Source organism: Streptomyces sp. YJ-C3, from assembly GCF_053891275.1.
Window position 1 is genome coordinate 2127073 of sequence record NZ_CM132685.1, and the last position, 24440, is coordinate 2151512.

General features: G+C 70.7%; 19 protein-coding genes. 15 read left to right on the forward strand and 4 right to left on the reverse strand.

Annotated elements, in window-relative coordinates:
* The first annotated feature begins 4 nt into the window (after positions 1 to 4).
* Positions 5 to 913: an ADP-ribosylglycohydrolase family protein gene (locus ACVHNB_RS09445; RefSeq protein WP_428951846.1), complete on the forward strand. Its 909-nt coding sequence runs from the start codon at positions 5 to 7 to the stop codon at positions 911 to 913.
* A 102-nt stretch (positions 914 to 1015) separates the two neighbouring features.
* Here the strand turns inward: ACVHNB_RS09445 and ACVHNB_RS09450 are convergent, their stop codons facing one another.
* Positions 1016 to 2572, reverse strand: a complete 1557-nt coding sequence (locus ACVHNB_RS09450) for an MFS transporter (protein ID WP_428951845.1) — start codon at positions 2570 to 2572, stop codon at positions 1016 to 1018.
* Positions 2573 to 2717: 145 nt separating this feature from the next.
* Between ACVHNB_RS09450 and ACVHNB_RS09455 the strand changes: the two genes are divergently transcribed.
* The 3 genes from ACVHNB_RS09455 to ACVHNB_RS09465 all read left to right on the forward strand — a co-directional run bounded on the left by ACVHNB_RS09455 (position 2718) and on the right by ACVHNB_RS09465 (position 4801).
* Entirely contained in the window at positions 2718 to 3344 is a 627-nt protein-coding gene (locus ACVHNB_RS09455) for a TetR/AcrR family transcriptional regulator (protein WP_428957515.1), read from the forward strand.
* Positions 3345 to 3395: 51 nt separating this feature from the next.
* Positions 3396 to 4097, forward strand: coding sequence for a ribonuclease HII (locus ACVHNB_RS09460; protein ID WP_428951844.1), 702 nt, complete (start codon positions 3396 to 3398; stop codon positions 4095 to 4097).
* Positions 4098 to 4165: 68 nt separating this feature from the next.
* Positions 4166 to 4801 (forward strand): hypothetical protein, encoded by a 636-nt coding sequence (locus ACVHNB_RS09465; RefSeq protein WP_456227803.1) that lies wholly within the window; start codon positions 4166 to 4168, stop codon positions 4799 to 4801.
* Between the two features lie 81 nt (positions 4802 to 4882).
* Here the strand turns inward: ACVHNB_RS09465 and ACVHNB_RS09470 are convergent, their stop codons facing one another.
* Both ACVHNB_RS09470 and ACVHNB_RS09475 read right to left on the reverse strand, forming a co-directional pair.
* Positions 4883 to 5521 (reverse strand): hypothetical protein, encoded by a 639-nt coding sequence (locus ACVHNB_RS09470; protein ID WP_428951842.1) that lies wholly within the window; start codon positions 5519 to 5521, stop codon positions 4883 to 4885.
* Positions 5522 to 5740: 219 nt separating this feature from the next.
* Positions 5741 to 7903: a RecQ family ATP-dependent DNA helicase gene (locus ACVHNB_RS09475; RefSeq protein ID WP_456227804.1), complete on the reverse strand. Its 2163-nt coding sequence runs from the start codon at positions 7901 to 7903 to the stop codon at positions 5741 to 5743.
* Positions 7904 to 8036: 133 nt separating this feature from the next.
* Here ACVHNB_RS09475 and ACVHNB_RS09480 point away from each other — a divergent pair, with 133 nt between their 5' ends.
* The 7 genes from ACVHNB_RS09480 (at position 8037) to ACVHNB_RS09510 (ending at position 18972) form a co-directional block, all read left to right on the forward strand.
* Positions 8037 to 9422, forward strand: coding sequence for a DUF4192 domain-containing protein (locus ACVHNB_RS09480; RefSeq protein WP_456227805.1), 1386 nt, complete (start codon positions 8037 to 8039; stop codon positions 9420 to 9422).
* A gap of 548 nt (positions 9423 to 9970) precedes the next feature.
* A complete protein-coding gene (locus ACVHNB_RS09485) occupies positions 9971 to 11932 on the forward strand; it encodes a glycogen debranching N-terminal domain-containing protein (RefSeq protein ID WP_456227806.1) in 1962 nt (653 codons plus the stop codon).
* 107 nt (positions 11933 to 12039) lie between these two features.
* Positions 12040 to 12801, forward strand: a complete 762-nt coding sequence (locus tag ACVHNB_RS09490) for an NUDIX hydrolase (protein ID WP_428951838.1) — start codon at positions 12040 to 12042, stop codon at positions 12799 to 12801.
* A 221-nt stretch (positions 12802 to 13022) separates the two neighbouring features.
* Positions 13023 to 14948, forward strand: coding sequence for an ABC transporter ATP-binding protein (locus ACVHNB_RS09495; RefSeq protein ID WP_456227807.1), 1926 nt, complete (start codon positions 13023 to 13025; stop codon positions 14946 to 14948).
* Between the two features lie 163 nt (positions 14949 to 15111).
* A complete protein-coding gene (locus ACVHNB_RS09500; protein WP_456227808.1) occupies positions 15112 to 15996 on the forward strand; it encodes a FadR/GntR family transcriptional regulator in 885 nt (294 codons plus the stop codon).
* 449 nt (positions 15997 to 16445) lie between these two features.
* The gene (locus tag ACVHNB_RS09505) at positions 16446 to 17981 is read left to right on the forward strand and encodes an RNA polymerase sigma factor (protein ID WP_428951835.1); all 1536 of its coding nucleotides are present in this window, start codon (positions 16446 to 16448) and stop codon (positions 17979 to 17981) included.
* Between the two features lie 160 nt (positions 17982 to 18141).
* Complete coding sequence (locus tag ACVHNB_RS09510) at positions 18142 to 18972, forward strand: S1 family peptidase (protein WP_428951834.1); 831 nt, start codon at positions 18142 to 18144, stop codon at positions 18970 to 18972.
* A 93-nt stretch (positions 18973 to 19065) separates the two neighbouring features.
* Here the strand turns inward: ACVHNB_RS09510 and ACVHNB_RS09515 are convergent, their stop codons facing one another.
* A complete protein-coding gene (locus ACVHNB_RS09515) occupies positions 19066 to 19296 on the reverse strand; it encodes a DUF7455 domain-containing protein (RefSeq protein ID WP_207826496.1) in 231 nt (76 codons plus the stop codon).
* Positions 19297 to 19737: 441 nt separating this feature from the next.
* On the opposite strand from ACVHNB_RS09515, the gene ACVHNB_RS09520 reads away from it, so the two are divergent.
* The 4 genes from ACVHNB_RS09520 (at position 19738) to ACVHNB_RS09535 (ending at position 24393) form a co-directional block, all read left to right on the forward strand.
* On the forward strand, positions 19738 to 21861 hold the full coding sequence (locus ACVHNB_RS09520; RefSeq protein ID WP_428951833.1) for a DNA gyrase/topoisomerase IV subunit B: 2124 nt from the start codon (positions 19738 to 19740) through the stop codon (positions 21859 to 21861).
* 128 nt (positions 21862 to 21989) lie between these two features.
* On the forward strand, positions 21990 to 22535 hold the full coding sequence (locus ACVHNB_RS09525) for a DUF1453 domain-containing protein (RefSeq protein WP_428951832.1): 546 nt from the start codon (positions 21990 to 21992) through the stop codon (positions 22533 to 22535).
* Complete coding sequence (locus tag ACVHNB_RS09530; RefSeq protein WP_456227809.1) at positions 22532 to 23689, forward strand: sensor histidine kinase; 1158 nt, start codon at positions 22532 to 22534, stop codon at positions 23687 to 23689. Before ACVHNB_RS09525 ends, ACVHNB_RS09530 begins: the two co-directional genes overlap by 4 nt.
* Positions 23686 to 24393, forward strand: a complete 708-nt coding sequence (locus ACVHNB_RS09535; RefSeq protein ID WP_456227810.1) for a response regulator — start codon at positions 23686 to 23688, stop codon at positions 24391 to 24393. The genes ACVHNB_RS09530 and ACVHNB_RS09535 overlap by 4 nt, the downstream gene beginning before the upstream one ends.
* Positions 24394 to 24440 lie beyond the last annotated feature (47 nt).

Genomic DNA, 24440 nt, shown 5'->3' on the forward strand with positions numbered 1-24440 from the left:
GGCGATGACCGCTGATTCCTCTCCCGACGGGCGCTTGGACCGCGCCCTGTCCAGCCTGCGCGGACTTTCCGTGGGCGATGCGCTGGGGTCGCAGTTCTTCGTCCCGGCGAACTATCCGCTGCTCAAGCGCCGCGCCGTTCCGGACGGCACCTGGCAGTGGACCGACGACACCGAGATGGCATGCTCCGTGGTGGCCGTCCTCGCTGCTCACGACCGTATCGACCAGGACGAACTCGCGCGTTCGTTCGCCGAGCGCCACGACTTCGACCGTGGGTACGGCCCCGCTGTGAACCGGCTGCTGCGGCAGATCCGGGAAGGCGGCGACTGGCGGATGCTCGCGTCCGCGCTGTTCAAGGGGCAGGGCTCGTGGGGCAACGGCGCGGCGATGCGCATCGCGCCGCTCGGCGCCTACTACGCCGACGACCCCGAGCAGGCCACGCACCAGGCCGAGATCTCCGCGTATCCCACGCATCAGCACCGTGAGGCCGTCGTCGGCGCGATGGCCGTGGCCGCCGCCGCGGCGCTGGTGGCCGATCCTGCGGGGCCGCCGAGCCCGCGGGACCTGCTGGACGGCGTGATCGCCCTCGTGCCGCGCAGCGCGGTGGGAGCGGGCCTGCGTCGGGCCAAGGACATGCTCGACTACGGCGACCCGGCCACTGTGGCCGCGGTGCTCGGGTGCGGTCGGCGGACGTCCGCGCATGACACCGTGCCGTTCGCCCTGTGGTCCGCGGCGCGCGGGCTCGGAGACTTCGAGCGGGCCTTCTGGAGCACCGCCCAGGTGGGCGGCGACATGGACACGACCTGCGCGATCGTGGGCGGAGTCGTCGCTTCGGGCAAGGATGGAGGGCCGCCGGCCGACTGGCTGGAGCGGACCGAGGCGCTTCCGGAGTGGGCGCCGACCTCGTCGGTCTGACGCGCCGCACCCTTCTGCCTTTGATGAGCGACCGGCATCGTGGATGCCGGGCCGTGCCTCGCTGTGCACAGTGACCCGGCATCCACGTACTCGGCAGGGCCCTCAGCCCCCGGACGGCCCTGCAGCGCTCGCTGTGCCGGAGAGCGCCTCGAGGTCGCTTTTGCGGACCTTGATCACCAGCAAGGCGACCACCACGGCGAGGACGGCCATGGCCGCCGCTGGGATGAACGCCGTGGAGATGCCGTGTGCCAAGATCTCGTGGCTCCACGGCGCTGGCAGCTCGTGGGTCCTGGCGAACTCGGCCTTCTGTTCGGGCGATGCGTTGGCCATGAAGTCGGCCGCCTGGGTCTTGGCCTCGTCACGGCTCGCCGTACCGAAGACGGTCGTCAGAATGGACAACCCCAGCGAACCGCCCACCTGCTGCGTCGTGTTCAGCAGCCCCGAAGCCGCCCCCGCCTCGTGCGGGGCCACTCCGGAGACCGCGGTGAGAGTCACCGTCACGAAGTTCAGACCCATACCGAAGGCGAAGATCAGCATCGGGCCGAGGATCCCGCCCACGTAGGAGCTGTCAGGGCTGATCAGCGCCTGCCAGGCGAGCCCGACGGCCACCAGGGCCGAACCGCCCACCAGGAAGGGCTTCGGTCCCAGGACCGGTAGGAACCGCTGCGACAGACCGGCGCCGACCGCGATCGCAGCCGTCACCGGCAGGAAGGCGAGACCTGCCTCGATCGGCGAGTAGCCCAGCACGTTCTGTACGAACAGGACGATGAAGAAGAACATGCCGAGCATGGCCGCGGCGAGACTCAACATGATCACGTACGTGCCCGACCGGTTGCGGTCGGCGAACATCTTCAGCGGGGTGATCGGTTCCTTGGCCCGGCTCTCGATGGCCACGAACGCCACCAGAAGCGCGACGGCGGCGCCGAACGATCCGAGGGTCAGGTTGTCCCGCCAGCCCTCCTCGGACGCACGGATGAAGCCGTACACGAGGGCCGCCATGCCGAGCGTGGACGTCAGCGCCCCGGAGATGTCGAAACGTCCCGGGTGACGCTCCGACTCGTTGATGTACCTCGGTGCGAGGACCGCGATCAGAATGCCGATGGGTACGTTCACGAACAGCACCCAGCGCCAGTCCAGCCACTCCGTCAGCATGCCGCCGGCCAGGAGGCCGACGGCGCCGCCGCCCGCCGAGACCGCGGCGAAGACCCCGAACGCGCGGTTCCGTTCCGGTCCTTCGGGGAACGTGGTGGTGATGAGTGCCAGTGAAGTGGGCGACGCGATCGCGCCACCGACGCCCTGAAGGGCGCGCGCTGTCAGCAACTGCCACGGTTCCTGGGCGAGTCCGCCGAGGAGGGAGGCGAAGGTGAACAGCAGGATGCCGGTCATGAAGACCCGGCGACGGCCGAGGATGTCACCGGCGCGGCCGCCGAGAAGCAGCAGGCCGCCGAAGGTGAGGGTGTAGGCGCTGACCACCCAAGTGAGGTCGGTGGTCGAGAATTTGAGAGCGTCCTGAATGTGCGGGAGTGCGATGTTCACAATCGTCGCGTCGAGGACCACCATGAGTTGGCAGGCGGCGATGACGGTCAGGGCGATGCCGGGGTGCCCCTCCCGGCGGGCCGCTCCCGGTTTCTGATCTTGCGTTAACTGAGAGGTTGTCACTATGGATCCCCCACGGGCGTATTAGTGAACGATCCCGTTCACTGTCGCGTCAACGGTAGTGAGTCCCCTTCAGTGAACGCAACCGTTCACTGAACTTGTTGCCGTGCGTTGTTCACCGCTCGACCTGCTCAACGGAGAGATGACGATGGTTACTTCGCGCTGGACGGCCGCCTCCGCTCAGTCGGCCGCCTCCATGCGCAGGCGTGGTCCCGTGCTCGAACGGGCCATCCTGGACGCCGCGCTGGATCAGCTCAGTACGGTCGGCTGGAACGGTCTCACCATGGAAGGTGTCGCCGCGGGCGCACAGACGGGCAAGGCCGCGGTGTACCGGCGCTGGCCCTCCAAGGAGGACCTCGTGGTCGACGCCCTCCAGGCCGGACTGCCCAAACTGGACTCCGCTCCGGATCTCGGGGGAGTACGCGAGGACCTGTTGGAGCTGTGCCGGCAGATGCGGGCGGCCATGTACTCGCGGCCCGGTTTTGCGGTGCGCTCCGTGCTTCACGAGTGCGACACCTTGACGGCCGAGCGCTTTCACGGCGTGATCATCGAGGGTGTCGTCGAGCCCAGTGTGCAGCTGATCAAGGAAGTCGTACGTCGTGGGATCGAGCGCGGTGAGGTGCGCCCTGACGCCGCGGACGCCGCGGTGTGCGACGTCATTCCCGCACTGATGATGTACCGCTCCAAGGTGTGCGGAAGCGAATGGGAAGAGGTGGATCTGGTGGAGATGGTCGACCAGGTGATGGTGCCCCTGCTGCGGCGGCACGCGGGCTGAGCCCGGCCGGGTGTCGCGGCGGGGCGTCGGCGGCGTACGCTGTGTGCCGCCATGCCGTACGAACCACCCACCCACGCCGTCGAGCGCTCACTGCGCGCCACCACCGGAGCCAAGATCGTCGCCGGTGTCGACGAGGTCGGCCGCGGCGCCTGGGCGGGCCCGGTCACCGTCTGTGCCGCTGTCACGGGCCTGCGCCGCCCGCCCGAGGGGCTCACCGACTCCAAGCTGATCAGCCCCAAGCGTCGCGAGACGCTCGCGGAGGAGCTGGAGAGCTGGGTCACCGCGCACGCCCTCGGTCACGCCTCGCACGAGGAGATCGATGATCTGGGGATGACGGCGGCGCTCCGTCTCGCCGCCGTGCGTGCCCTGGAAGGGCTGCCGGTGCGGCCGGACGCCGTCATTCTCGACGGGAAGCACGACTATTTGGGTGCCCCCTGGCAGGTCCGTACGGTGATCAAGGGGGACCGTTCCTGCATCGCCGTCGCCGCGGCCTCGGTGATCGCCAAGGTCCGCCGCGACAAAATGATGGCCGAACTGGGTATCGACCATGCAGACTTCGGGTTTGCGGCCAACGCCGGATACCCGTCGCCGGTGCATCGCGCCGCGTTGGAGGAGCGGGGGCCCACCCCGCACCACCGGCTTTCGTGGGCGTATCTTGATGCGCTGCCCCAGTGGCGGCACCTCAAGAAGGCCCGCAGCTGGGCGGACGCAAGCGTTCCGGAGATCGAGGGCCAGCTCGGCTTCGACTTCTGACCGCTGTGCTCGCACCTATGTGCCACCCGCCGACGCGAGTCGCACCTGCGTTTGATAAATATCAGCTCATGCCTCTCATTCCCGAGGAGCCTCAGATTCACGAGAGTGCCCAGGGTCCCCGCGCCACGCCGGCCAGTGGCCGTACCGCGCCGACCCCTCGTCCCGTACCCGGCCCGCGTCCCGCGGCGCCGCCGCGACCCGGCCGCCCGGGTCCCGCAAGGCCCGCGCCGCCCGCGCAGCGCACCCCGCGCGAGTCGGCTCCCGCCGCCAAGCCGGGGCCGAAGGCCCCTGCCGTCCCGTCGACTTCGGCGTCTCAGCCGCAGCTCCAGCTCATCCCGGCCTCGGCCGAGGGCGCGCTGGACGCCGCGGAGGAAGCCGTCGATCTGCTGCTCGACTCCGGTCGTGCGCCCGGCGACATCCTGGTGATCACCACGGGTGAGCCGCACCCGTGGGCCGCTCACGAGCTGTCGTTCGGCGAGAACGCCTACTGGACGCAGCACGATGCGGGCGACGACGTCTTCTACGCCGACGCTTCCGCCCTGGACCGTGCCGCGTCGCGCCCGGTGGTCGTCGTCGCCGTGAACGGCGGCGCCGACCAGACGGCCACGACGGCGCTGCCGCTGGCACTCGGCAGGGCCGGTGCCCTGCTGATCGTGTGCGGCGACCCGCAGCGCGTCAACACGCTGCTCGGCGCCGGGGTCTGACGTACCGCTTGCCGGCTGCCCGCACCGCTCGTCGGTGTCCGGGGAGTCCGGCAGGCCGGTGCGCGACCGCGGCGGTGCGGTTCAGCGGGCCGCCGCCCGGCGGAGCATCTCCGTCGCGGCACCACTGGTCCGTGGCTCCCGCTGCTCGTCGCCGCCGAGCACTCCGGCCACGGAGCCCACACTCGGGCGCCGTCCACCCCGGCCCTCGCCGAGCACCTGCCAGCCGTCACGCGTCATCGTGATGTATGCCCCGCAGCGCAGGCCGTGCAGGGTGCAGGCGTCCCGCAGCCCCCACATCCAGGCCCCGTCCTCCTCCGTCCAACGAGCGTCTCCCTCACGGCAGTACAGCAGGACAGCGGTACGGACCGGAGTGCGGCGACGCAGGTCGTGCGGGATGACCCGGCGCAGCTGGGAGAGCAGCGCGTTGCGGAACGTCCAGCCGTCGGTGGCGCTCTCACGGCGGGTGAACGAGGCGCTGGCGTTCAGCCGTTCCTCCGGGTCGAGTACGGCCACCACGGCGGTCCGGGGCATCGGCCGGTGGCGGGTGTGCAGGCCGCTGACGACCTCGCGAGGATTGCGCAGCAGCGGAATTCCGGCTGCCGCCCACTCCGCGGGTTCCAGCAGCCTGGTCGGTCGGTTGACGGAATCGGCGGACCTCTCGGAGCGCATCGATGACGCGGACATCGACGCGGCCGAGGACGGAGCGAATCCGAAGGTCACGGTCCTCCCTTCGGCTACACGCCCACAGCGAGGGCGGGGTCTGACTGGGGGAGCGCACCGCGGCACAGCCCTTCCGGACCACTGGGGAGCCGCGCGGGGAGCTGTGCCAATTCTTCCTGTCGTACAGGCGCAGGGCAACGAGCAATCACGACCCGGGACCGGTATCCGGCGATGCGTCGCCAATATCCCTGCCCAAAGGTTGGGTCCTCGACGCGCGAATCAGCCCTGTACCGCCAGGACCAGCGGCAACACCCCTTCCGCGCCGGCCCGACGGAGCAGCCGAGCGGCCATGGCCAACGTCCATCCGGTCTCCGTGTAGTCGTCGACGAGCAGAACCGGGCCGCCCGCGCGCGCGAGTGCCTCGGTCAGCTCGTGCGGCAACGTCAACGTGCCCTCCAGGGCCCGAAGACGCTGTGCGCTGTTGCTGCGGGGGATGTGCGCGGTGTCGCTGCCCGGCGCGTATTGGATGGTGCCGAGGAGCGGCATACGGCCGACCTGGGCGATACCGGCCCCCAGCGACTGGATGAGCTGCGGCCGGGTGTGGGACGCCAGAGTGACCACGCCTACAGGGCGCGGCTGCGCGTCGGAGCCGGCACTCGCCCAGCCGCCGGGCCCCTTGGCCCAGTCGGCGAGAACCTCCACGACGGCCCGGGCGACGTCGTCCGGCACCGGGCCGTCCGGTGCCTGTGGGGTGAGCATGGGCCGCAGCCGATTGCCCCAGCCGATGTCCGAGAGGCGGCCGAGCGCTCGTCCCGCGCCCGCCTGTTCGCCCGCCGGAATGCGTCCCTTCAGATCGATGCCCACGGCCGCGAGGCCGGTGGGCCACATCTTCCTCGGTTCCACCTCGACTCCGGGGCGCCCGAGTTCGCCTCGCGCCGAGGTCAGCGCGTCCGGTGAGACAGAGGCCTCGAACCGCGCCCCCGCGCAGTTGTCGCAGCGCCCGCACGGCGCTGCCGCCTCGTCGTCCAACTGACGGCGCAGGAACTCCATGCGGCAGTCGGTCGTCGTGACGTAGTCGCGCATCGCCTGCTGCTCGGCCTCCCGCTGTTTGGCGACCCACGCATAACGCTCGGTGTCGTACGTCCACGGCTGTCCGGTGGCGATCCAGCCGCCCTTCACCCGGTGCACCGCGCCGTCCACGTCCAGGACCTTGAGCATGATTTCCAGGCGCGAACGACGCAGCTCCACAAGAGGTTCGAGAGCCGGGAGCGAGAGCGGCCTCTCGGACTGCGCGAGCACGTCCAGGGTGCGCCGCACCTGCTCCTCCGGAGGGAACGCGAGCGAGGCGAAGTAGCGCCAGATCGCCTCGTCCTCCTTGCCGGGGAGCAGCAGCACCTCCGCGTGCTCGACGCCACGTCCCGCACGCCCCACCTGCTGGTAGTACGCGATCGGGGAGGAAGGGGAGCCGAGGTGGACGACGAACCCGAGGTCGGGTTTGTCGAAACCCATGCCGAGCGCGGAGGTGGCCACCAGAGCCTTCACCCGGTTCGCCAGGAGATCCTCCTCGGCCTGCTGCCGGTCCGCGTTCTCCGTCTTTCCCGTGTACGACGTCACGGTGTGGCCGCACTGACGCAGATACGCCGTGACCTCCTCGGCGGCGGCGACCGTGAGCGTGTAGATGATCCCCGAGCCCGGCAGCTCGTCGAGGTGGTCGGCCAGCCAGGCCAAACGGTGTGCGGCGTCGGGAAGTTGCAGCACACCGAGGCTCAGGCTCTCGCGATCGAGCGGCCCGCGCAGCACGAGGGCGTCCGAGCCGCCGCCGGTGCCGAGCTGGTCGGCGACGTCGGCCGTCACCCGCGCGTTGGCCGTCGCCGTCGTGGCCAGGACCGGCACGCCTTGGGGCAGATCGGCAAGCATGGTGCGCAGGCGTCGGTAGTCGGGGCGGAAGTCGTGACCCCAGTCCGAGATGCAGTGCGCTTCGTCGACGACGAGCAGGCCTGTGGCGGCGGCCAGTTGAGGCAGGACGTCGTCCTGGAAGTCGGGGTTGTTCAGGCGCTCGGGGCTGACCAGCAGCACGTCGACGTCGCCCGCCGCGACCTCGGCCCGGACGGCGTCCCACTCCTCCGTGTTCGACGAGTTGATGGTGCGGGCGCGGATGCCGGCGCGCTCGGCTGCCTCCACCTGGTTGCGCATCAGCGCGAGGAGCGGGGAGACGATGACGGTCGGGCCGCTGCCCCGCTCCCGCAGGAGTGCGGTCGCGACGAAGTACACCGCGGACTTTCCCCAGCCGGTGCGCTGCACGACGAGGGCACGTCTGTGCTCGGCGACCAGGGCCTCGATCGCACGCCACTGGTCCTCGCGCAGGCGGGCCGTGCCGCTCGGGTCGGACACCAGGCGGGCGAGTACGGCGTCGGCGGCCGTCCGGAGGTCTTCGTTGCTCATGCCCCCATGCAACCCGATGGGACTGACATCGCGCGAACGAAGGCTTCTGCCTGTGGACAACTCCTGTCGTGTCCCTGATCGGGGTTATCCACAGCCCAAAACGGAGTGTGCCGATCCGCGGCATGGTCCTCCCATGACGAATCACAGCAAGCCCGCCGGTGCGACCGGCGAGGCAAAGATCACCCTGCGCACGGCCGGTGAACTCGCCGAGGCGCTTCCGTATTTGCTCGGGTTCCGTCCGGACGACAGCGTCGTCCTGGTCGCCCTGCACAAGGGGCGATTCGGCGGCCGGGTGCGCATCGGCATCCCCGGGCGCGCCGAGGACTGGCCGTCGGTGGCGCAGCAGATGGCCCGCTGCCTGATCGGCGAGTGCGAGCTCAGGGACGGCCGGCCGGACAGCGTCGTCGCTTTCCTCTGCCAGGACGCGGCGGTCTCGGGCGCGGAACCCGCGCGGCGGGTGATGGAGCGGCTGCGCCCCCTCGCCCAGCTCCTGCGCACGGCGTGCGGCAGTTTGGACGTGCCGGTGACGGAAGCACTGTGCCTCTCGGACGGCAGGTACTGGTCCTACTGCTGCCCGCGCGCGGAGTGCTGCCCGCCGGAGGGCAACGTGATCGTCACCGACGGCACCTCCGTGATGGCGGCCACGGCGGCGTACGCGGGGATTCATGTACGCGCGTCTGCCCAGGAGGTGCGGGCACGACTGGCCCCGCTGGAGACGCGACTCGTCGTCGACCAGACCCGAGCCCTGGACGCGGCGGCCATGGACCTCGTGCCGAGGATCTTCGCCGGTGTCTCGCGCGAGGAGGTGGAGGGCGAGACCCTCGACCTGGCGCGCCGCGTCCTGCGCCGTCTCGCGGACGCCCCGTCGGAGGACGGAGTGCTGGATGCCGATCTCCGGGACGACGAGCTGTTGGCCCACGACGAGGCCGCGACGTTGATTCTCGGCCTCCAGGACCGGCTGACCAGGGACCGGGCGGCGGAGTGGATGGAAGGTGCGGAGGCCTCCTGCGCGCTTCGTCTGTGGAGGGCGCTGGCGCGTCGCTGCGTCGGCCCTTACGGAGAGCATGCCGCGGCGCCGTTGTCCCTCGCCGGCTGGGTCGCATGGTCGCTCGGTGACACCGCCGAGGCGGACCAGGCACTCGAGATGGCGCTCACTGCCGATCCGCGCTACGTGTTCGCCCAGCTCCTCAACGCGGCACGTGCCGACGGACTCGACCCGGAACCGGTACGTCGCTCACTGCGCGGAAAGCGGACCGAGCGGGAGACGGAGCCGACCGAGGTGAATGAAGAAGCTGCCGAGGGCGCGGAGGACGCCGGGAAGCTCGGGCCCTCGGGGCCGGCGCCCGTCGTGGATCCGGGGGTGTCCCGGGCGGCCCGCGGTCTGGAGGCCGCGCTGCGCCGCCGGGGCGAGCGCCGAGATCGGGCGGGGACCCGGCCGGCCCGAGCGGGAGCGCGAGCGCCACGGCGGCCTTCGGGACGGCGTCGCGTCGGAAGGCAGCGCACCAGGGACGACGGATGAGCAGGGCCGCGACGGCTTGTCGGTGGGGGAGTCGGTGGTTCGCCGCGCTGTGGCGTTACTTGGGACCGGGCGGCTCCGTTCACCTGAGAGGCGGTAGCGGCGGCCGGGCCGTGCCGTCGGCGCGTCCACCAGCCCGGCAGGATGCCGGCGCCTCGCGCGACCGTGCGCGAAAGGAGCCGCCCCATGCGGGAGTTCGAGCTGAGGCCGATCGTGGACCGGAGGCGTGGCCACCGGCCGGCCGACGCGGGCGGGCGCCGTCCCGGGCGCTCCGACCGGACGCATCGCCCCTGTGCGGCGTGGACTTCACGCGGAGCGCGGACCGCAGGCGGCCGAGGAGTGTCGGCGGTGCGCAGGCCGGTCGGCGTACGCCCGGCGTCCACGGGGAGGGGGCGGCGTTGACGGCGAACGCCCCACGGCGGCCCGTGTCGCCGCGCGACGGCGAGCTCGGTGCCCTCAGGGACACAAGCCCGCCGGAGCCCTCACGCCACCGGCCCCACCCGCTGCCGGGCCGCCCGAGCGCCTCGTCGCCTTCGACGGGACCGGCCGCGATGCCCAGACGCTCCTTTGAACTCCCGCCCACCCACCGGTCATTGATCTGCGTGGCTCTGCCGGGACTCGCGATCTCCTCCGAGCACGGTCAACTGACGGCCGAGGGACTCGAAGGCTTCTATCGCGGCGGCAGACGGCTTCTGTCGCGTTGCCGGATCCGTGTGGCGGGACGAGAGCCGCTCGCCGTGCAGGCGCGCATGGTCTCGGCCGACCGCGCCCGCTTCGTGGGGACCGTGCGGGCGGCCCCCGACGCCGGACCGGACCCGGATGTTGTCGTGGAGCGGATCAGGCATGCCGACGGTACGGAACGCATCACGTTGCACAGTTCCGCGGCACGGCCCCTGCGGCTGCCCCTGGAAGTGGCACTCGGCACGGACCTGGCCGAACTCGGCGCGGTGGCGGCCGGCGACCCGGGCCGCGAACTGCCCGCGACGGTCCACGACTCCGGCATGCGGTGGTCGTCCCCGACGGGCAACACCGTGGTCACGGCGACGCCACCGCCCACGGATGCCCTGGCCTCCGCCGGCCTGCTGCGCTGGGAGTTCGACCTGCCACCCGGTGGGACGCGCACGGTGGAGCTGAGAGTTCGGGGGGACGGCACGGGGATCGGCAGAACCGCGGGACACACCGCGGTCCGCCCCCTCGCCGCGGCCCGGGCGCAAGGGGACGACCCGCGTGTGGGGCCCCTGCTGCGGACCTGCATCGATGACCTGCAGGCGCTCTTGGTGCGCGACCCCACGCATCCTTCGGACGTCTACCTGGCGGCGGGCGCGCCCTGGCGCTGCGGTCCGGCCCCCGCCGAGGCGCTGGCGGCCGCCAGGATGGCCCTGCCGCTGGGAACTCGCCTCGCGGGCAGCACGCTGCGAGCCTTGAGCCGTACACAAGTGACGCAACCAGGAAGGGATTTCGGGAGTCTGCCGGGGCCCATGCGGCACATGGGCGCGGGACTGCCCCCGAGCTCCACAGGCATCGAGGCCACCCTCCTGTTCCCCGTCCTGCTGGCGGAGGCGAGACGCTGGGGTCTCGCCGAGCCGGAGGTGACAGAGCTGCTTCCTGCCGCGGAGCGATGCCTGCGCTGGTTGCGCGCCGCCACCTATGAGGGTCCGTACGTTCCCGACCCCGGCCCGGGAGGGCCGCTGCGCTGCGAAACCCAGGCCCACGCGCATCGGGCAGCGGTCCTCGGCGCCGATCTGCTCGACGCGTACGGCAGACCCGGGGGCGCGGAGTTGCGGCAGTGGGCGGAGGAGCTGCGGCACCGGTTCCGGGAGGACTTCTGGGTCGACGACCGGGGCGGCGGCCGGCCGGCGGCGGCACGCACCGCGGACGGACGCCCGATCCCTCACCTGGGCAGCGGCGTCGCCCATCTGCTCGACACTGGTCTGCTCGGAGCGGGCTCGTGCGCGCCGGGCCTGCTGGACAAGGTGCAGACCGAGCAGCTCGCGCGCCTGCTCGGCGGCCCGGGCCTGGACTCGGGCTGGGGGCTGCGCACCCTGGGGGTGAAGGAGGTGTCGTACAACCCGTTCGGTCACCGCGCGGGTGCGGTGCGCGTGCAGGAGACAGCGGTGGCCGTCGCGGGTCTGGCCGTCGCAGGGTACGAGAAGGAGGCAGCGTCCCTGCTCGGCGGTGTCCTGGCCGCCGCAGAAGCCTTCGGGTACCGGCTGCCGGAGATGTACGCGGGGGAGCAGCGGGTCGAGGGAGGCGCCCCGCTGCCGCATCCCGCCGCCTGCAGGCCGGCTGCCGTCGCGGCAGCAGCGGGCGTGCACCTGCTGGCCACCCTCGCGGGCATCCGCCCGGACGTGCCCGCCGGGACGGTCACCTTGTCCCCGGTACGGGGCGCCCCGCTCGGTGAGATCGGGCTGACGGGGCTCCGAGTGGCCGAGCACACCTTTTCCGTACGGGTCAGCCGACTCGGCCTCGCCATGGTCGAGGAGGCCGCGGACGTCCTGCAGTTGGGGGTGTGACCGGCTTGGCAGGAGCCGGACCTGAGCCTGGGCGAGCCACTGCACGAAGAGGGGAAGCAACGAGCGAAGGGACTGTTTATCGTCAGGCAGACGACTATGATCGTTCCATGTCGCCCTACGACCCGTCGGCCTTCCCGCCCTTCGCTGTCACCGTCGACCTGGTCGTGCTGACCGTGCGCCGTCACGCGCTGTGTGCGTTGGCGGTGCGTCGCGGTGAACCGCCTTTTCAGGGGCGTTGGGCACTGCCCGGCGGGTTCGTGCGGGACGACGAGGATCTGACGGCGGCAGCCGCGCGGGAGCTGGCCGAGGAGACGGGGCTGTGCGCCCACGATCCGGCTGCGCCCGCGCAGGACAACGGCGCGCACCTGGAACAGCTGGGGACCTATGGCGACCCGAAGCGGGATCCTCGGATGCGTGTGGTGAGCGTCGCTCATCTGGCGCTTGCGCCCGACCTGCCCGCACCGCGCGCGGGCGGCGACGCGCACAGTGCCCGCTGGGCCCCGGTCGAGGCACTGCTCAACCAGAGCGGGTACGGGCGGGAGGGCGAGCAGGCCGCACCGCTCGCCTTCGACCACGCGCAGATCCTGGCGGACGGTGTCGAGCGGGCCCGATCGAAGATCGAGTACTCGTCGCTGGCCACGGCGTTCTGCCCGCCGGAGTTCACCGTCGGCGAGCTGCGCCGCGTCTACGAGGCGGTCTGGGGCGTCGCCCTCGACCCGCGCAACTTCCATCGCAAGGTGACCGGGACGCCGGGGTTCCTGGTGCCCACCGGGGGCACCACCACCCGCCAGGGCGGCCGGCCCGCCCAGCTCTTCCGCGCGGGCGGCGCCACACTGCTCAACCCGCCGATGCTGCGACCGGAAGTCTGACCAACTCACCTACGAGACCGGGCTGTTCCGGAACAGCCCGGAACGCGCAGGTCGTCGTCCGGCCGTTTCGACTCCGCTTTTGCGGATATCCACGCCCACACCCTGCCCGAAAAGCCGGAAATATCGCGTTATCTTGCTGAAGTACCCACGGGGGTCGGCCGCTGCCCGAGCGGCGGCCGGACCCCGGCCGCCGGGCGGTCGCCCATCCTGCGAGAGAAGCGATGATCCAGGCCATCGGACTGACCAGCAACGCCCGCAAGGGGAGCCCGCCCGCGGTCGACGACGTGTCCTTCGAGGCGCACGCGGGCCGTGTCACGGCACTGCTCGGTGCCCGAGGGGCCGGAAAGACGACCGCGGTCAGGCTCATGCTCGAACTCCAACAGGGGCGCGGCATCACCTGCTTCAGGGGCCGCCCCCTGCACCGCATCGCCCATCCCGCGCGTGAAGTGGGCGTCCTGCTGGGCGACGTACCGGGCCACCCGGGCCGAACGGTCCGTGGACAGCTGCGCATGCTCTGCACGGCGGCCGGAGTGCCCGTCCAGCGCGCCGACGAAGTACTGGAGGTCGTCGGGCTGGTGAGCCTGCGCGACGAGCGCCTGGGCACCCTGTCCCGCGGCATGGACCGCCGGCTCGGCCTCGCCTGCGCGCTGCTCGCGGACCCGCACACGCTGGTGCTCGACGGTCCCGCGGACGGACTGTCGACCCGCGAGAGCAAGTGGCTGCACGGCATTCTGCGCGCGCACGCGGGCCTCGGCGGCACGATCCTTTTCACCACGGACGACCCCAAGGAGGCGGCGCGGACCGCGGACCGCGTCGTCACTCTCGACGAGGGAAAGCTGATTGCGGACCAAGGGGTCGCCGACTTCGCGCGCACCCGACTGCGGCCCCGGGTCGCCGTGCGCAGCCCGCACGCCACGCGCCTCGGCGTCCTGCTGGCCAAGGAGGCCCGCACGGCCAAGCGCACCGTCGAAGTGGTACCGGAGGACGGCAGCCACCTCTCGGTGTACGGCAGCACCTGCGCGGACGTGGGGGAGACAGCGTTCCGGCACGGCATCCTCGTCCACCAACTCGCCGACGAGGTCGGGGACGCGGGACCCGCAGTGGCGCAGATCCTGCCCCCGGGCGACGGCATGGATGTTCCGGAAGCCCCACGCACCGGCGATTCCGCCACCGACGCGCAGGCACACGACTCCCAGGACGCCGACCTCCTCAATACCAAGGGTGCGACCAGCACGTTCGTGCCCCTCGCCGACACCACCCCCATGCCCACAGCCTCCGCGCACGTCACCGAGCGCACCGGGCGCGAGGGGAACGAGGCGTCCCGGCCTCCGGCTGCCGCCCTGCCCCCGCTGCCGCCCCCCATCACCGTCCGTCCCGCCCTCGGTCCGCTGCGCCCCCTGCGCTACGAACTGCGCCGCGCGACCGGCATCGCCACCGGATACATCACCGTCGCGCTCGTCCTCGCCGCCTCCGTGCTCCTCTCCGTACTGCTCGCACGCGCCGGACACACACCGCAGCCCCGCCTGCTCGCCGCCTGGCCGCGAGAACTGCCCCTGCCGCCCGCCGCCCTCGGCGCGGGACTGCTCGGGGCCTTCGCCTTCGGTGACGAGTTCCGTCACCCCGCCCTCGCCGCCGACCGTGGCACCGTCCCCCGACGCCTGGGACTTCTCGCCGCCAAACTGCTGGTCGGCGCGGCGACCGCCGTCCTCATGGCCGTCCTCGTCGTCGGCTGCGACGCCGCCCTGCTCCACCTCGTATACGGATCAGAGCTCACCCAAGTTCCCACCGACTGGCTGTCGCTGACGGCAAGTTGGTTCACGCTCGTCATCGCGTGCGCCTGGGCCGGCGTCCTCGCGTCCGGAGTGTTCCGGTCGACCGCGGCCGGCCTCGCGGCCGTCGTGGCCGTCCCCATCGTCATCGTTCCCCTCGTACAGAAGGCCGTCGAGGGTCCATCTGTGCGAACGGCCGCGGGGCTTCCCGTCAGGCTGCGCGATCTCGCTCTGGTGCACTGGCCGTTCGGCGCGGAGCGGTTCGTCGCGGCCGCAGTGCGGATGATCGCCCAACCTGTGGGCGGTGCGCTGATGTTGTCGCTCAGCGCTCTGCTCTGCACATATCTGTTCATGGTGCTGCGCCCCAGGGTGCGATGACGACCGTCCGGCGTCTTCTGGACCCCCGCTGTACGCAACTCCCCCTGGAACGCCCATTTCTTTCCGATAAGGCGTCAATTGCAGTGAGGGAGGAGATCACCCTTTCGTGTGCTTTTCACCAAAGACCTCAAGGGAGTTGGGAGCGGCGCCGACAACACATTCCGTGAGTACCCTTGCGCACACCATGATGACCGCCGCCCGCTCCGCCGACTCAGGCCTCGCCGGACCGGGCGAACTCGACCGCTACCCCTACGGGGAGTCGGCCGCCGATCGCATCGGCGCCCCCGTCTGGGACAGCACGGACCAGGACCTCGGCCGGGTGGGCCGACGCGCCGCGGGCAGCCGGGGGCGCGGACTGCACGGTCAACTCGTCCAGCAGTTGGGGCAGATGATCGTCTCCGGCGACCTGGGCGCCGACCGCCCCTTGGTGCCCGAGGAGATCGGCCAGCGTTTCGAGGTGTCCCGGACCGTCGTCCGTGAGTCCCTCCGCGTCCTGGAGGCCAAGGGCCTGGTCAGCGCCCGCCCGAACGTGGGCACGCGCGTGCGTCCGGTCAGCGACTGGAACCTGTTGGACCCCGACATCATCGAGTGGCGTGCCTTCGGGCCGCAGCGTGACGATCAGCGCCGGGAGCTGAGCGAGCTGCGCTGGACGATCGAGCCGCTCGCCGCGCGCCTCGCCGCCGGCCATGGCCGTGAGGACGTACAGCAGCGTCTTGCCGACATGGTCGAGATCATGGGGCACGCGCTCGCCCAGGGGGACTCGATCACGTTCTCCCGTGCCGACGCCGAATTCCACTCGCTGCTGATCCAGCTCGCCGGCAACCGCATGCTCGAGCACCTCTCCGGCATCGTCTCCGCGGCCCTTCAGGTCTCCGGTGGCCCCGTCACCGGTTGCGACCGGCCGAACGAGACGGCCGTCGCGCACCACGCGCGCATCGTCGACGCTCTCGCCGCCGGGGACAGCTCCGGCGCCGAGGCCGCCATGCGACAGCTGCTCGTGGTCCACCCCGAGGTGGAGCGCGTCGTGCCGGCGCCGCGCGAGCACTGATCGCGCCGAGGCCGTAGCGGAGCGAGGGAGTACGGACCTGATGTCGCCGGGAGGCGCCGCCATGTGCCCTGTGCATGTGGAGACGGGCGCCTTTCGGCGACTCGGCCGTGCGGGTGCGGTCCGTTGCTCGTACGCGGCTGTCACTAGCGCGGGCGGCCACTGCCCGACGGGGTGACGTCATGGCATGACCGGCTCTGCCCGTATCCGTCAGTTTTTGACCGCTTACGGGGTGTGACTCGGGCCACGCGGATTGGGCGTAACGCTCCTCGGGGCAACGCGATGACCTAAGAGGTGACACCCGAGGAGGGAATACAGCAGCCGTTCGTGGCGCTGTCCATCTCCCCGGCCCCCGCCCGCGCCGTCGGCCCATCCCCAAGTCGGCGGTCGTCGGCTCCGGTCCACACAGGACGGGGCCGGAAGCCGTTTTCCAACGTTCCGAGAGGTTGTTCGTGTCGGCCAGCACATCCCGTACGCTCCCGCCGGAGATCGCCGAGTCCGTCTCTGTCATGGCGCTCATTGAGCGGGGAAAGGCTGATGGCCAGATCGCCGGCGATGACGTGCGCCGTGCGTTCGAAGCCGACCAGATTCCGGCCACTCAGTGGAAGAACGTTCTGCGCAGCCTCAACCAGATCCTCGAGGAAGAGGGTGTGACGCTGATGGTCAGTGCCGCTGAGCCCAAGCGTCCCCGAAAGAGCGTTGCAGCCAAGAGTCCGGTCAAGCGCACCGCCACCAAGACTGTTGCGGCGAAGACGGTCACCGCCAAGAAGGTCGCCGCCACGACCGCTCCCGAGCCGACGGCCGCCGAGGCCGCCTCCGAGGAAGCCGCGCCGGCCAAGAAGGCGGCCGCCAAGAAGACAGTCGCCAAGAAGGCCACCGCCAAGAAGACGGTCGCCAAGAAGGCCACCGCCAAGAAGGCGGGCGGCAAGAAGGACGACGAGCTCCTCGAGGACGAGGCGACCGAGGAGACCCCCGCCACCGGCAAGGCCGGCGAGGAAGAGCCGACCGAGGGCCAGGGCTTCGTCCTGTCGGACGACGACGAGGACGACGCGCCCGCGCAGCAGGTCGCCGCCGCCGGTGCCACGGCCGACCCGGTCAAGGACTACCTCAAGCAGATCGGCAAGGTCCCGCTGCTCAACGCCGAGCAGGAGGTCGAGCTCGCCAAGCGCATCGAGGCCGGCCTGTTCGCCGAGGACAAGCTGGCCAACGCCGACAAGCTCGCCCCCAAGCTCAAGCGCGAGCTGGAGATCATCGCCGAGGATGGCCGCCGCGCCAAGAACCACCTCCTGGAGGCCAACCTCCGTCTGGTGGTCTCGCTGGCCAAGCGCTACACCGGCCGCGGCATGCTCTTCCTGGACCTCATCCAGGAGGGCAACCTCGGTCTGATCCGCGCGGTCGAGAAGTTCGACTACACCAAGGGCTACAAGTTCTCGACGTACGCCACCTGGTGGATCCGTCAGGCGATCACCCGCGCGATGGCCGACCAGGCCCGCACCATCCGTATTCCGGTGCACATGGTCGAGGTCATCAACAAGCTCGCGCGCGTGCAGCGCCAGATGCTCCAGGACCTGGGCCGCGAGCCCACCCCGGAGGAGCTGGCCAAGGAGCTCGACATGACCCCCGAGAAGGTCATCGAGGTCCAGAAGTACGGCCGTGAGCCCATCTCCCTGCACACCCCGCTGGGCGAGGACGGCGACAGCGAGTTCGGTGACCTCATCGAGGACTCCGAGGCCGTGGTCCCGGCCGACGCCGTCAGCTTCACGCTCCTCCAGGAGCAGCTGCACTCCGTGCTCGACACCCTGTCCGAGCGCGAGGCGGGCGTCGTCTCCATGCGGTTCGGTCTCACCGACGGTCAGCCGAAGACCCTCGACGAGATCGGCAAGGTGTACGGCGTGACGCGTGAGCGCATCCGCCAGATCGAGTCCAAGACGATGTCGAAGCTGCGCCACCCGTCGCGCTCGCAGGTCCTGCGCGACTACCTCGACTAGTCACTGCCGCTGTACGGCTCTCTGAAGGCCCGGCACGGCCCCGTTCGCGGGGCAGGCCGGGCCTTCGGCGTACGCGGCCGTGGGTGGATCCTCGCGGTGCACGGAGCGAACCGCTGAAACACTCTGGGTGTGCCTTAGCAACCCAGAGTGAGGAGACCGCATGCGACGTCCCTTCGCGAGAGCGCTGACCGCGCCGCTGGCCGCGCTGGCCACGGCAGCCGCGCTGCCCCTGGCCTCGTCCGCGCCCGCGGCCGCCGATGACGGCATCGTCGGCGGCAGTCAGGTCCACGTGTCCGACAGCCCATGGACGGTGGCGCTCGCCAGTCGTGACCGGTTCGGAGGTACGCGTGCCGGACAGTTCTGCGGGGGAGTGGTCGTCGCACGGTCGACGGTCGTCACCGCGGCGCACTGCCTGAGTGAGGACGTACTCGGAGCGCCGCGCGACGAAGTGCGCGACCTCAAGGTGATCGCCGGCAGAAACGACCTCCGCGCGGACGAGGGCGCCGAGATCCCGGTCCGGGGCGCGTGGGTCAACCCGGACTACGACGGCCGTACCAACTCGGGCGATGTGGCGGTCATCACACTGTCCACACCGCTGCCCGGGGGATACGTGATCCCGATGGCCGACGAGGGCGACCCCGCCTACCGGCCGGGGACGGGAGCCGCCGTCTACGGGTGGGGCGACACGACCGGTGCGGGGGACTACGCACGCACACTGCGCGCGGCACGGGTGCAGGTGCTCGCCGACTCCGTCTGTGAACAGGCCTACCCGGGCAGTTCGGACGGGAGGTATCTGCCGTCGTCGATGCTGTGCGCCGGTGAGCCGGACGGCGGCAAGGACGCCTGCCAGGGGGACAGCGGCGGCCCGCTGGTCGCCCAGGGGCGGCTCATCGGCCTCGTGTCGTGGGGCAGCGGCTGTGGACGTGCGGGGAGCCCCGGTGTCTACACCAGGGTCTCGGATGTCCTCAGGGTGCTGCGCCAGCACGGCTGACGGATACGAGGACGGGCGGCCCTCCCTGGGTGCAGGGAGGGCCGCCCGATGACCGGCCTGATGCCGGAGCTGGCTCGTCGTGGGTGCGAGGCGTCAGCGTTCCTCGGTCTCGGCGCTTGCCGGAACGGCGGTGAGCCGCTCCGTCTCGTCCTGTATCTCAGCGGCGATCTTCTTGAGTTCCGGCTCGAACTTGCGACCGTGGTGGGCGCAGAAGAGCAGTTCACCACCGCTGATCAGAACGACGCGCAGGTAAGCCTGGGCGCCGCAACGGTCACAGCGGTCAGCGGCCGTCAGCGGGCTCGCGGGGGTCAGAACAGTAGTCACGTCGCCTCTTCTCTAGCTCGACGAGCTGTCGTACCAGGGTCAACATCCAACCAGGCCGAAAACGTTCCCGCTCGCGGCTTTTCCTCGAAAAATTTCTTCGAGACCGGCTGTCTGCTGCCGGGTGGCGGCGAATGTGCCGTATTGCGTCTCTTACGTGTCTTACGGGTTCGCGCGTTCCGTCAGGTCGGTCCTCCCCGGCTGGGTTGCCGGTTGTTCATGAGGACGTGCCCGGAGCCTAAATGGTTCATGCCTGGAAGGGAACGTGATGTGTGCTTCACTCAATCGAGGGATCGAACACTCATGCGACCTTGGACTAGTCTGGGCTGAGGTGAGGGTGGCGTTACAACGGCTCTACCAGGCCTCGGTACCCTCTGACGGGCGACCGACGCCGGCCCTTTACCCACAAGGGCCCCATCTGAAATTCAGCGAGGAGCGAACCGCGTGACCGCCGAAACGTCCGTGCCGTCCACAGCGCTGCTGACCGGAGCAGACCGGGACGGTTCCAACTACACCGCGCGGCACCTTCTCGTCCTCGAGGGGCTCGAAGCCGTACGCAAGCGTCCGGGCATGTACATCGGCTCGACCGACAGCCGCGGTCTGATGCACTGCCTCTGGGAGATCATCGACAACGCCGTCGACGAGGCCCTCGGTGGTTTCTGTGACCACATCGAGGTGATCCTGCACGACGACGCCTCCGTGGAGGTGCGGGACAACGGCCGCGGCATCCCCGTGGACGTGGAGCCCAAGACCGGCCTCTCCGGGGTCGAGGTCGTCATGACCAAGCTCCACGCGGGCGGCAAGTTCGGAGGCGGCTCCTACGCCGCTTCCGGCGGTCTGCACGGCGTGGGCGCCTCGGTGGTGAACGCGCTGTCGTCGCGTCTCGATGTCGAGGTGGACCGCGGCGGACACACGCACGCCATCAGCTTCCGGCGTGGTGTCCCCGGTGCCTTCTCCAAGCCCGGTCCCGACGCACCCTTCGACCCCTCGGCGCGACTGAGCAAGGTCAAGAAGGTCCCGAAGAACCGAGTCGGTACGCGTATCCGCTACTGGGCGGACCGGCAGATCTTCCTGAAGGACGCCAAGCTCTCCCTGGAGAACCTGCACCAGCGGGCCCGCCAGACCGCCTTCCTGGTGCCGGGGCTGACCATCGTCGTGCGCGACGAGTTCGGCCTCGGTGACGGGGGCAGCAAGGGCGAGGAATCCTTCCGCTTCGACGGTGGCATCAGCGAGTTCTGCGAGTACCTGGCCCAGGACAAGCCGGTCTGCGACGTCCTCCGCCTGACCGGGCAGGGCACCTTCAAGGAGACCGTCCCCGTGCTCGACGAGCACGGCCAGATGACGCCGACCGAGGTCACCCGCGAGCTCGGTGTCGACATCGCGATGCGCTGGGGCACCGGGTACGACACGACCATCAAGTCGTTCGTCAACATCATCGCCACCCCCAAGGGCGGCACCCACGTGAGCGGCTTCGAGCGCTCGCTCACGAAGACGATGAACGAGGTGCTGCGCACCCAGAAGCTGCTGCGCGTCGCCGAGGACGACATCGTCAAGGACGACGCACTGGAGGGCCTCACGGCCGTCGTCACGGTGCGCCTGGCGGAGCCGCAGTTCGAAGGCCAGACCAAGGAGGTCCTGGGCACCTCGGCGGCCAACAGGATCGTCGCCAACGTCCTGGCCAAGGAGCTCAAGGCGTTCCTGACGTCCACCAAGCGGGACGCCAAGGGGCAGGCCCGGGCCGTCATGGAGAAGGCCGTCGCCGCCGCCCGTACGCGTATCGCGGCCCGTCAGCACAAGGACGCGCAGCGCCGCAAGACGGCTCTGGAGTCGTCCTCCCTGCCCGCGAAGCTCGCGGACTGCCGCAGCGACGACGTGGAGCGCAGCGAGCTCTTCATCGTCGAGGGAGACTCCGCGCTCGGCACCGCCAAGCTCGCCCGGAACTCGGAGTTCCAGGCGCTCCTGCCGATCCGCGGCAAGATCCTCAACGTTCAGAAGTCGTCCGTCTCCGACATGCTGAAGAACGCCGAGTGCGGCGCGATCATCCAGGTCATAGGAGCCGGGTCCGGCCGGACCTTCGACATCGACGCGGCGCGCTACGGAAAGATCATCCTGCTCGTCGACGCCGACGTCGACGGCGCGCACATCCGCTGCCTGCTGCTGACACTGTTCCAGCGCTACATGCGGCCCATGGTCGAGGCCGGCCGCGTCTTCGCCGCCGTGCCGCCGCTGCACCGCATCGAACTGGTCCAGCCGAAGAAGGGCCAGGACAAGTACGTCTACACGTACTCGGACCGCGAGCTGCGGGAGACGATCCTGGAACTGCAGCGCAAGGGCGTGCGGTACAAGGACTCGATCCAGCGCTACAAGGGTCTGGGCGAGATGGACGCCGACCAGCTGGCCGAGACCACGATGGACCCGCGGTACCGCACGCTGCGCCGGATCAACATCGGTGAGCTGGACGCCGCGGAGCAGGTCTTCGATCTGCTGATGGGCAACGACGTGGCGCCGCGCAAGGAGTTCATCAGCAGCTCCGCGGCGACGCTCGACCGCTCGCGCATCGACGCGTAGTACGGGCCGCGCAGTTCGGCGCGGCCCCGCACCGGGCGGCTCCACCCACGGGTGGAGCCGCATGATCCACCCGCGATCCACCCCGGCTCCGATCTGTTGACCTGCCATTTTCCGTAGCGTCGAAGGCGTTGAACCACTCCGCTCCCGACCGCTCCACGGAGGCCGTCATGTCCGGGTTCACCGATGTCCTGGTGATCGTCGCTGCCGTCGCACTGGTCCTCGTACGCCAGTTCAGGACCGAGCGCCTGTCCATGGACCGCAAGTGGTGGCTGCTCCCCGCGATCCTCGGATTCGTCGCGCTGCGCAACGGCTCGCTCGCCGACCCGCACCACATGACGGGCTCGGTGGTCCTGCTCGCTGTCGAGCTGCTGGTCAGCATCGGCATCGGCATCGGCTGGGCGTTCACGACACGCGTCTGGACCGACGAGCAGGGCGACGTGTGGACCAAGGGCACGATGGCGACGGCCGGCACCTGGTTCGGCGGTGTCGCGGCCCGCGGTGCCCTGGTCGGCATCGGCCTGCTGATGGGCGTCCATCTCGGCAGCTCCGCGCTCATGCTGGGCTTCGCCCTCTCTCTCCTGATCCGTTCCGGCCTCCTGATGTGGCGGGCCGGCGGTCTGCGGTCGGCGTACGTTGGGCCTCTCGCGCAGCCGGCCTGGGAGGACCGCAGGTGAGGCAGAGCCACTGGACGACGTGGCCCTCACGGGAGGCACTCTCCCGTGAGGGGCTGACGCGCGCCCGCCGACTGCTGGCCGGGACGGTCCGGCTGGTGGCGATCGCGATCCTGGTGTGGACCGCGGTCACCCAGCGGGACGTCACCGATGGGGCGCTCGCCGCAGCGCTGGTGGGGCTGGCCGGCGCCGTGGCCGCGGCGTGGGCCTTCTTCCGCACCACCCTCGATCACCGGCTGTGGCCCTCGCTCGGACTCCTCGCCGCCCTCCTGCTGATCGCGCTGGGCGCTCAGCAGGTCGGATTCCCGGGGCCGGCCGTCGTGCTGTGGTGCGGCTGCGCCGTCACCGCACTCGAGCGCATGCCGCTCGCCGCCGCCGTGCCCGCCACCGCGGTCTCGCTCACCGGCTTTGTGCTCATCAACGACGACGCGTGGCTGACCACCACCGTCGTCGCGGTGGGGCTCTGCCTCTCCGGGTACGTGCTGCGCCTCGACGCCGAAGCCAGGGGCAGTGCCCAGCGGCTGCTGGTGCAGGAGCGGGCGGCCCGGGCCGCGGAGGCCGAGTCGGCGGCGCTCGCCGAGCGGTCCCGCATCGCCCGGGAGATCCACGACGTCCTCGCCCACAGCCTCTCCGCCCAGCTCGTGCACCTGGAGGCGGCCCGGCTGCTCATCGAGCGCGGCGCCGACCGGGACCAGATCCTGGACCGGGTCGTGGCGGCACGCGGCATGGCCCGCGACGGGCTGGCCGAGACCCGGCACGCGCTGTCCGCGCTGCGCGGCGACATGACGCCGCTGGAGGACTTCCTGCAGGAGCTGGTCGCGTCCTCGGACGGTGCCTCGCTCGCCGTGTCCGGCACGCGCAGGCCGCTGCCCGCGGAGGCATCCCAGGCCGTGCGCAGAGTCGCTCAGGAGGCCCTGACGAACGTACGCAAGCATGCTCCGGGTGCGACGGCGCGCATGCGGCTGGAGTACGGCGTGGGTGAAGTGGCCCTGGAAATACGGGACTCGGGAGCGTCCCGACCGCAGGGGGAGCTCACTGTCAGTGGCTCCGGTTACGGTCTGTTGGGGATGAGGGAGCGTGCCGAGCTGCTGGGCGGGACGCTGGAGGCAGGGCCGTACGAGGAGGGGTTTGTGGTCACGTTGAAGGTTCCCCTGTGAGCGGGGCGGAGGCGCAGGCCGGCGCGGGGCGGCCCCCGGCCCGCGTGGTGGTGGTCGACGACCAGACGGTGGTGCGCGAGGGCATCGTGATGCTGCTCGGGCTGCTGCCCGGGATCGAGGTGGTCGGCGCCGGGGGAGACGGGGAGCAGGCGCTCGAGCTCGTGGCCGAGCTGGACCCGGACGTCGTCCTGATGGACCTGCGCATGCCGCGCTGCGACGGGGTCGAGGCGACCCGACGCATCCGCGCGGAGCATCCCAGGACCCAGGTGGTCATCCTGACCACGTACGCCGACGACGATTCGCTCTTTCCGGCGCTCAGGGCGGGAGCGCGCGGCTACTTGACGAAGGACGCCGACGGGGACGAGATCGTCCGGGCCGTCGAGGGAGTGCTGTCCGGTGATGCGGGACTCTCGCCGAAGATCCAGCGACGGCTCCTGGAGAGACTGTCGCAGCCCGAGGCCGCCCCGCCCGGGCCCGCGGAGGCGCCGGACGGCCTCACCGCCAGGGAGGCGGAGGTCCTGGTGCTGATCGCCGACGGGCTGACCAATCAGGAGATCGCCCGGGTGCTGCATGTCTCGACGGCCACGGTGAAGACCCACATCAACAATCTGTTCGCGAAGACCGGGCTCAAGGACCGGGCCCAGGCGGTCCGTTACGCGTACCGGCACGGACTCGCGAAGCCGCCGGGAAGGTCCATCACCTAATGGGGTGAAGGGCTTGCGAGGAGAGTCCGGGATCTTCCCATTCTGTC

Coding starts and splice junctions, on each gene's coding strand:
- ACVHNB_RS09445 (WP_428951846.1), top strand. CDS start 5: ATGACCGCTGATTCCTCTCCCGACGGGCGCTTGGACCGCGCCCTGTCC.
- ACVHNB_RS09455 (WP_428957515.1), top strand. CDS start 2,718: ATGGTTACTTCGCGCTGGACGGCCGCCTCCGCTCAGTCGGCCGCCTCC.
- ACVHNB_RS09460 (WP_428951844.1), top strand. CDS start 3,396: ATGCCGTACGAACCACCCACCCACGCCGTCGAGCGCTCACTGCGCGCC.
- ACVHNB_RS09465 (WP_456227803.1), top strand. CDS start 4,166: ATGCCTCTCATTCCCGAGGAGCCTCAGATTCACGAGAGTGCCCAGGGT.
- ACVHNB_RS09475 (WP_456227804.1), bottom strand. CDS start 7,903: ATGAGCAACGAAGACCTCCGGACGGCCGCCGACGCCGTACTCGCCCGC.
- ACVHNB_RS09480 (WP_456227805.1), top strand. CDS start 8,037: ATGACGAATCACAGCAAGCCCGCCGGTGCGACCGGCGAGGCAAAGATC.
- ACVHNB_RS09485 (WP_456227806.1), top strand. CDS start 9,971: ATGCCCAGACGCTCCTTTGAACTCCCGCCCACCCACCGGTCATTGATC.
- ACVHNB_RS09490 (WP_428951838.1), top strand. CDS start 12,040: ATGTCGCCCTACGACCCGTCGGCCTTCCCGCCCTTCGCTGTCACCGTC.
- ACVHNB_RS09495 (WP_456227807.1), top strand. CDS start 13,023: ATGATCCAGGCCATCGGACTGACCAGCAACGCCCGCAAGGGGAGCCCG.
- ACVHNB_RS09510 (WP_428951834.1), top strand. CDS start 18,142: ATGCGACGTCCCTTCGCGAGAGCGCTGACCGCGCCGCTGGCCGCGCTG.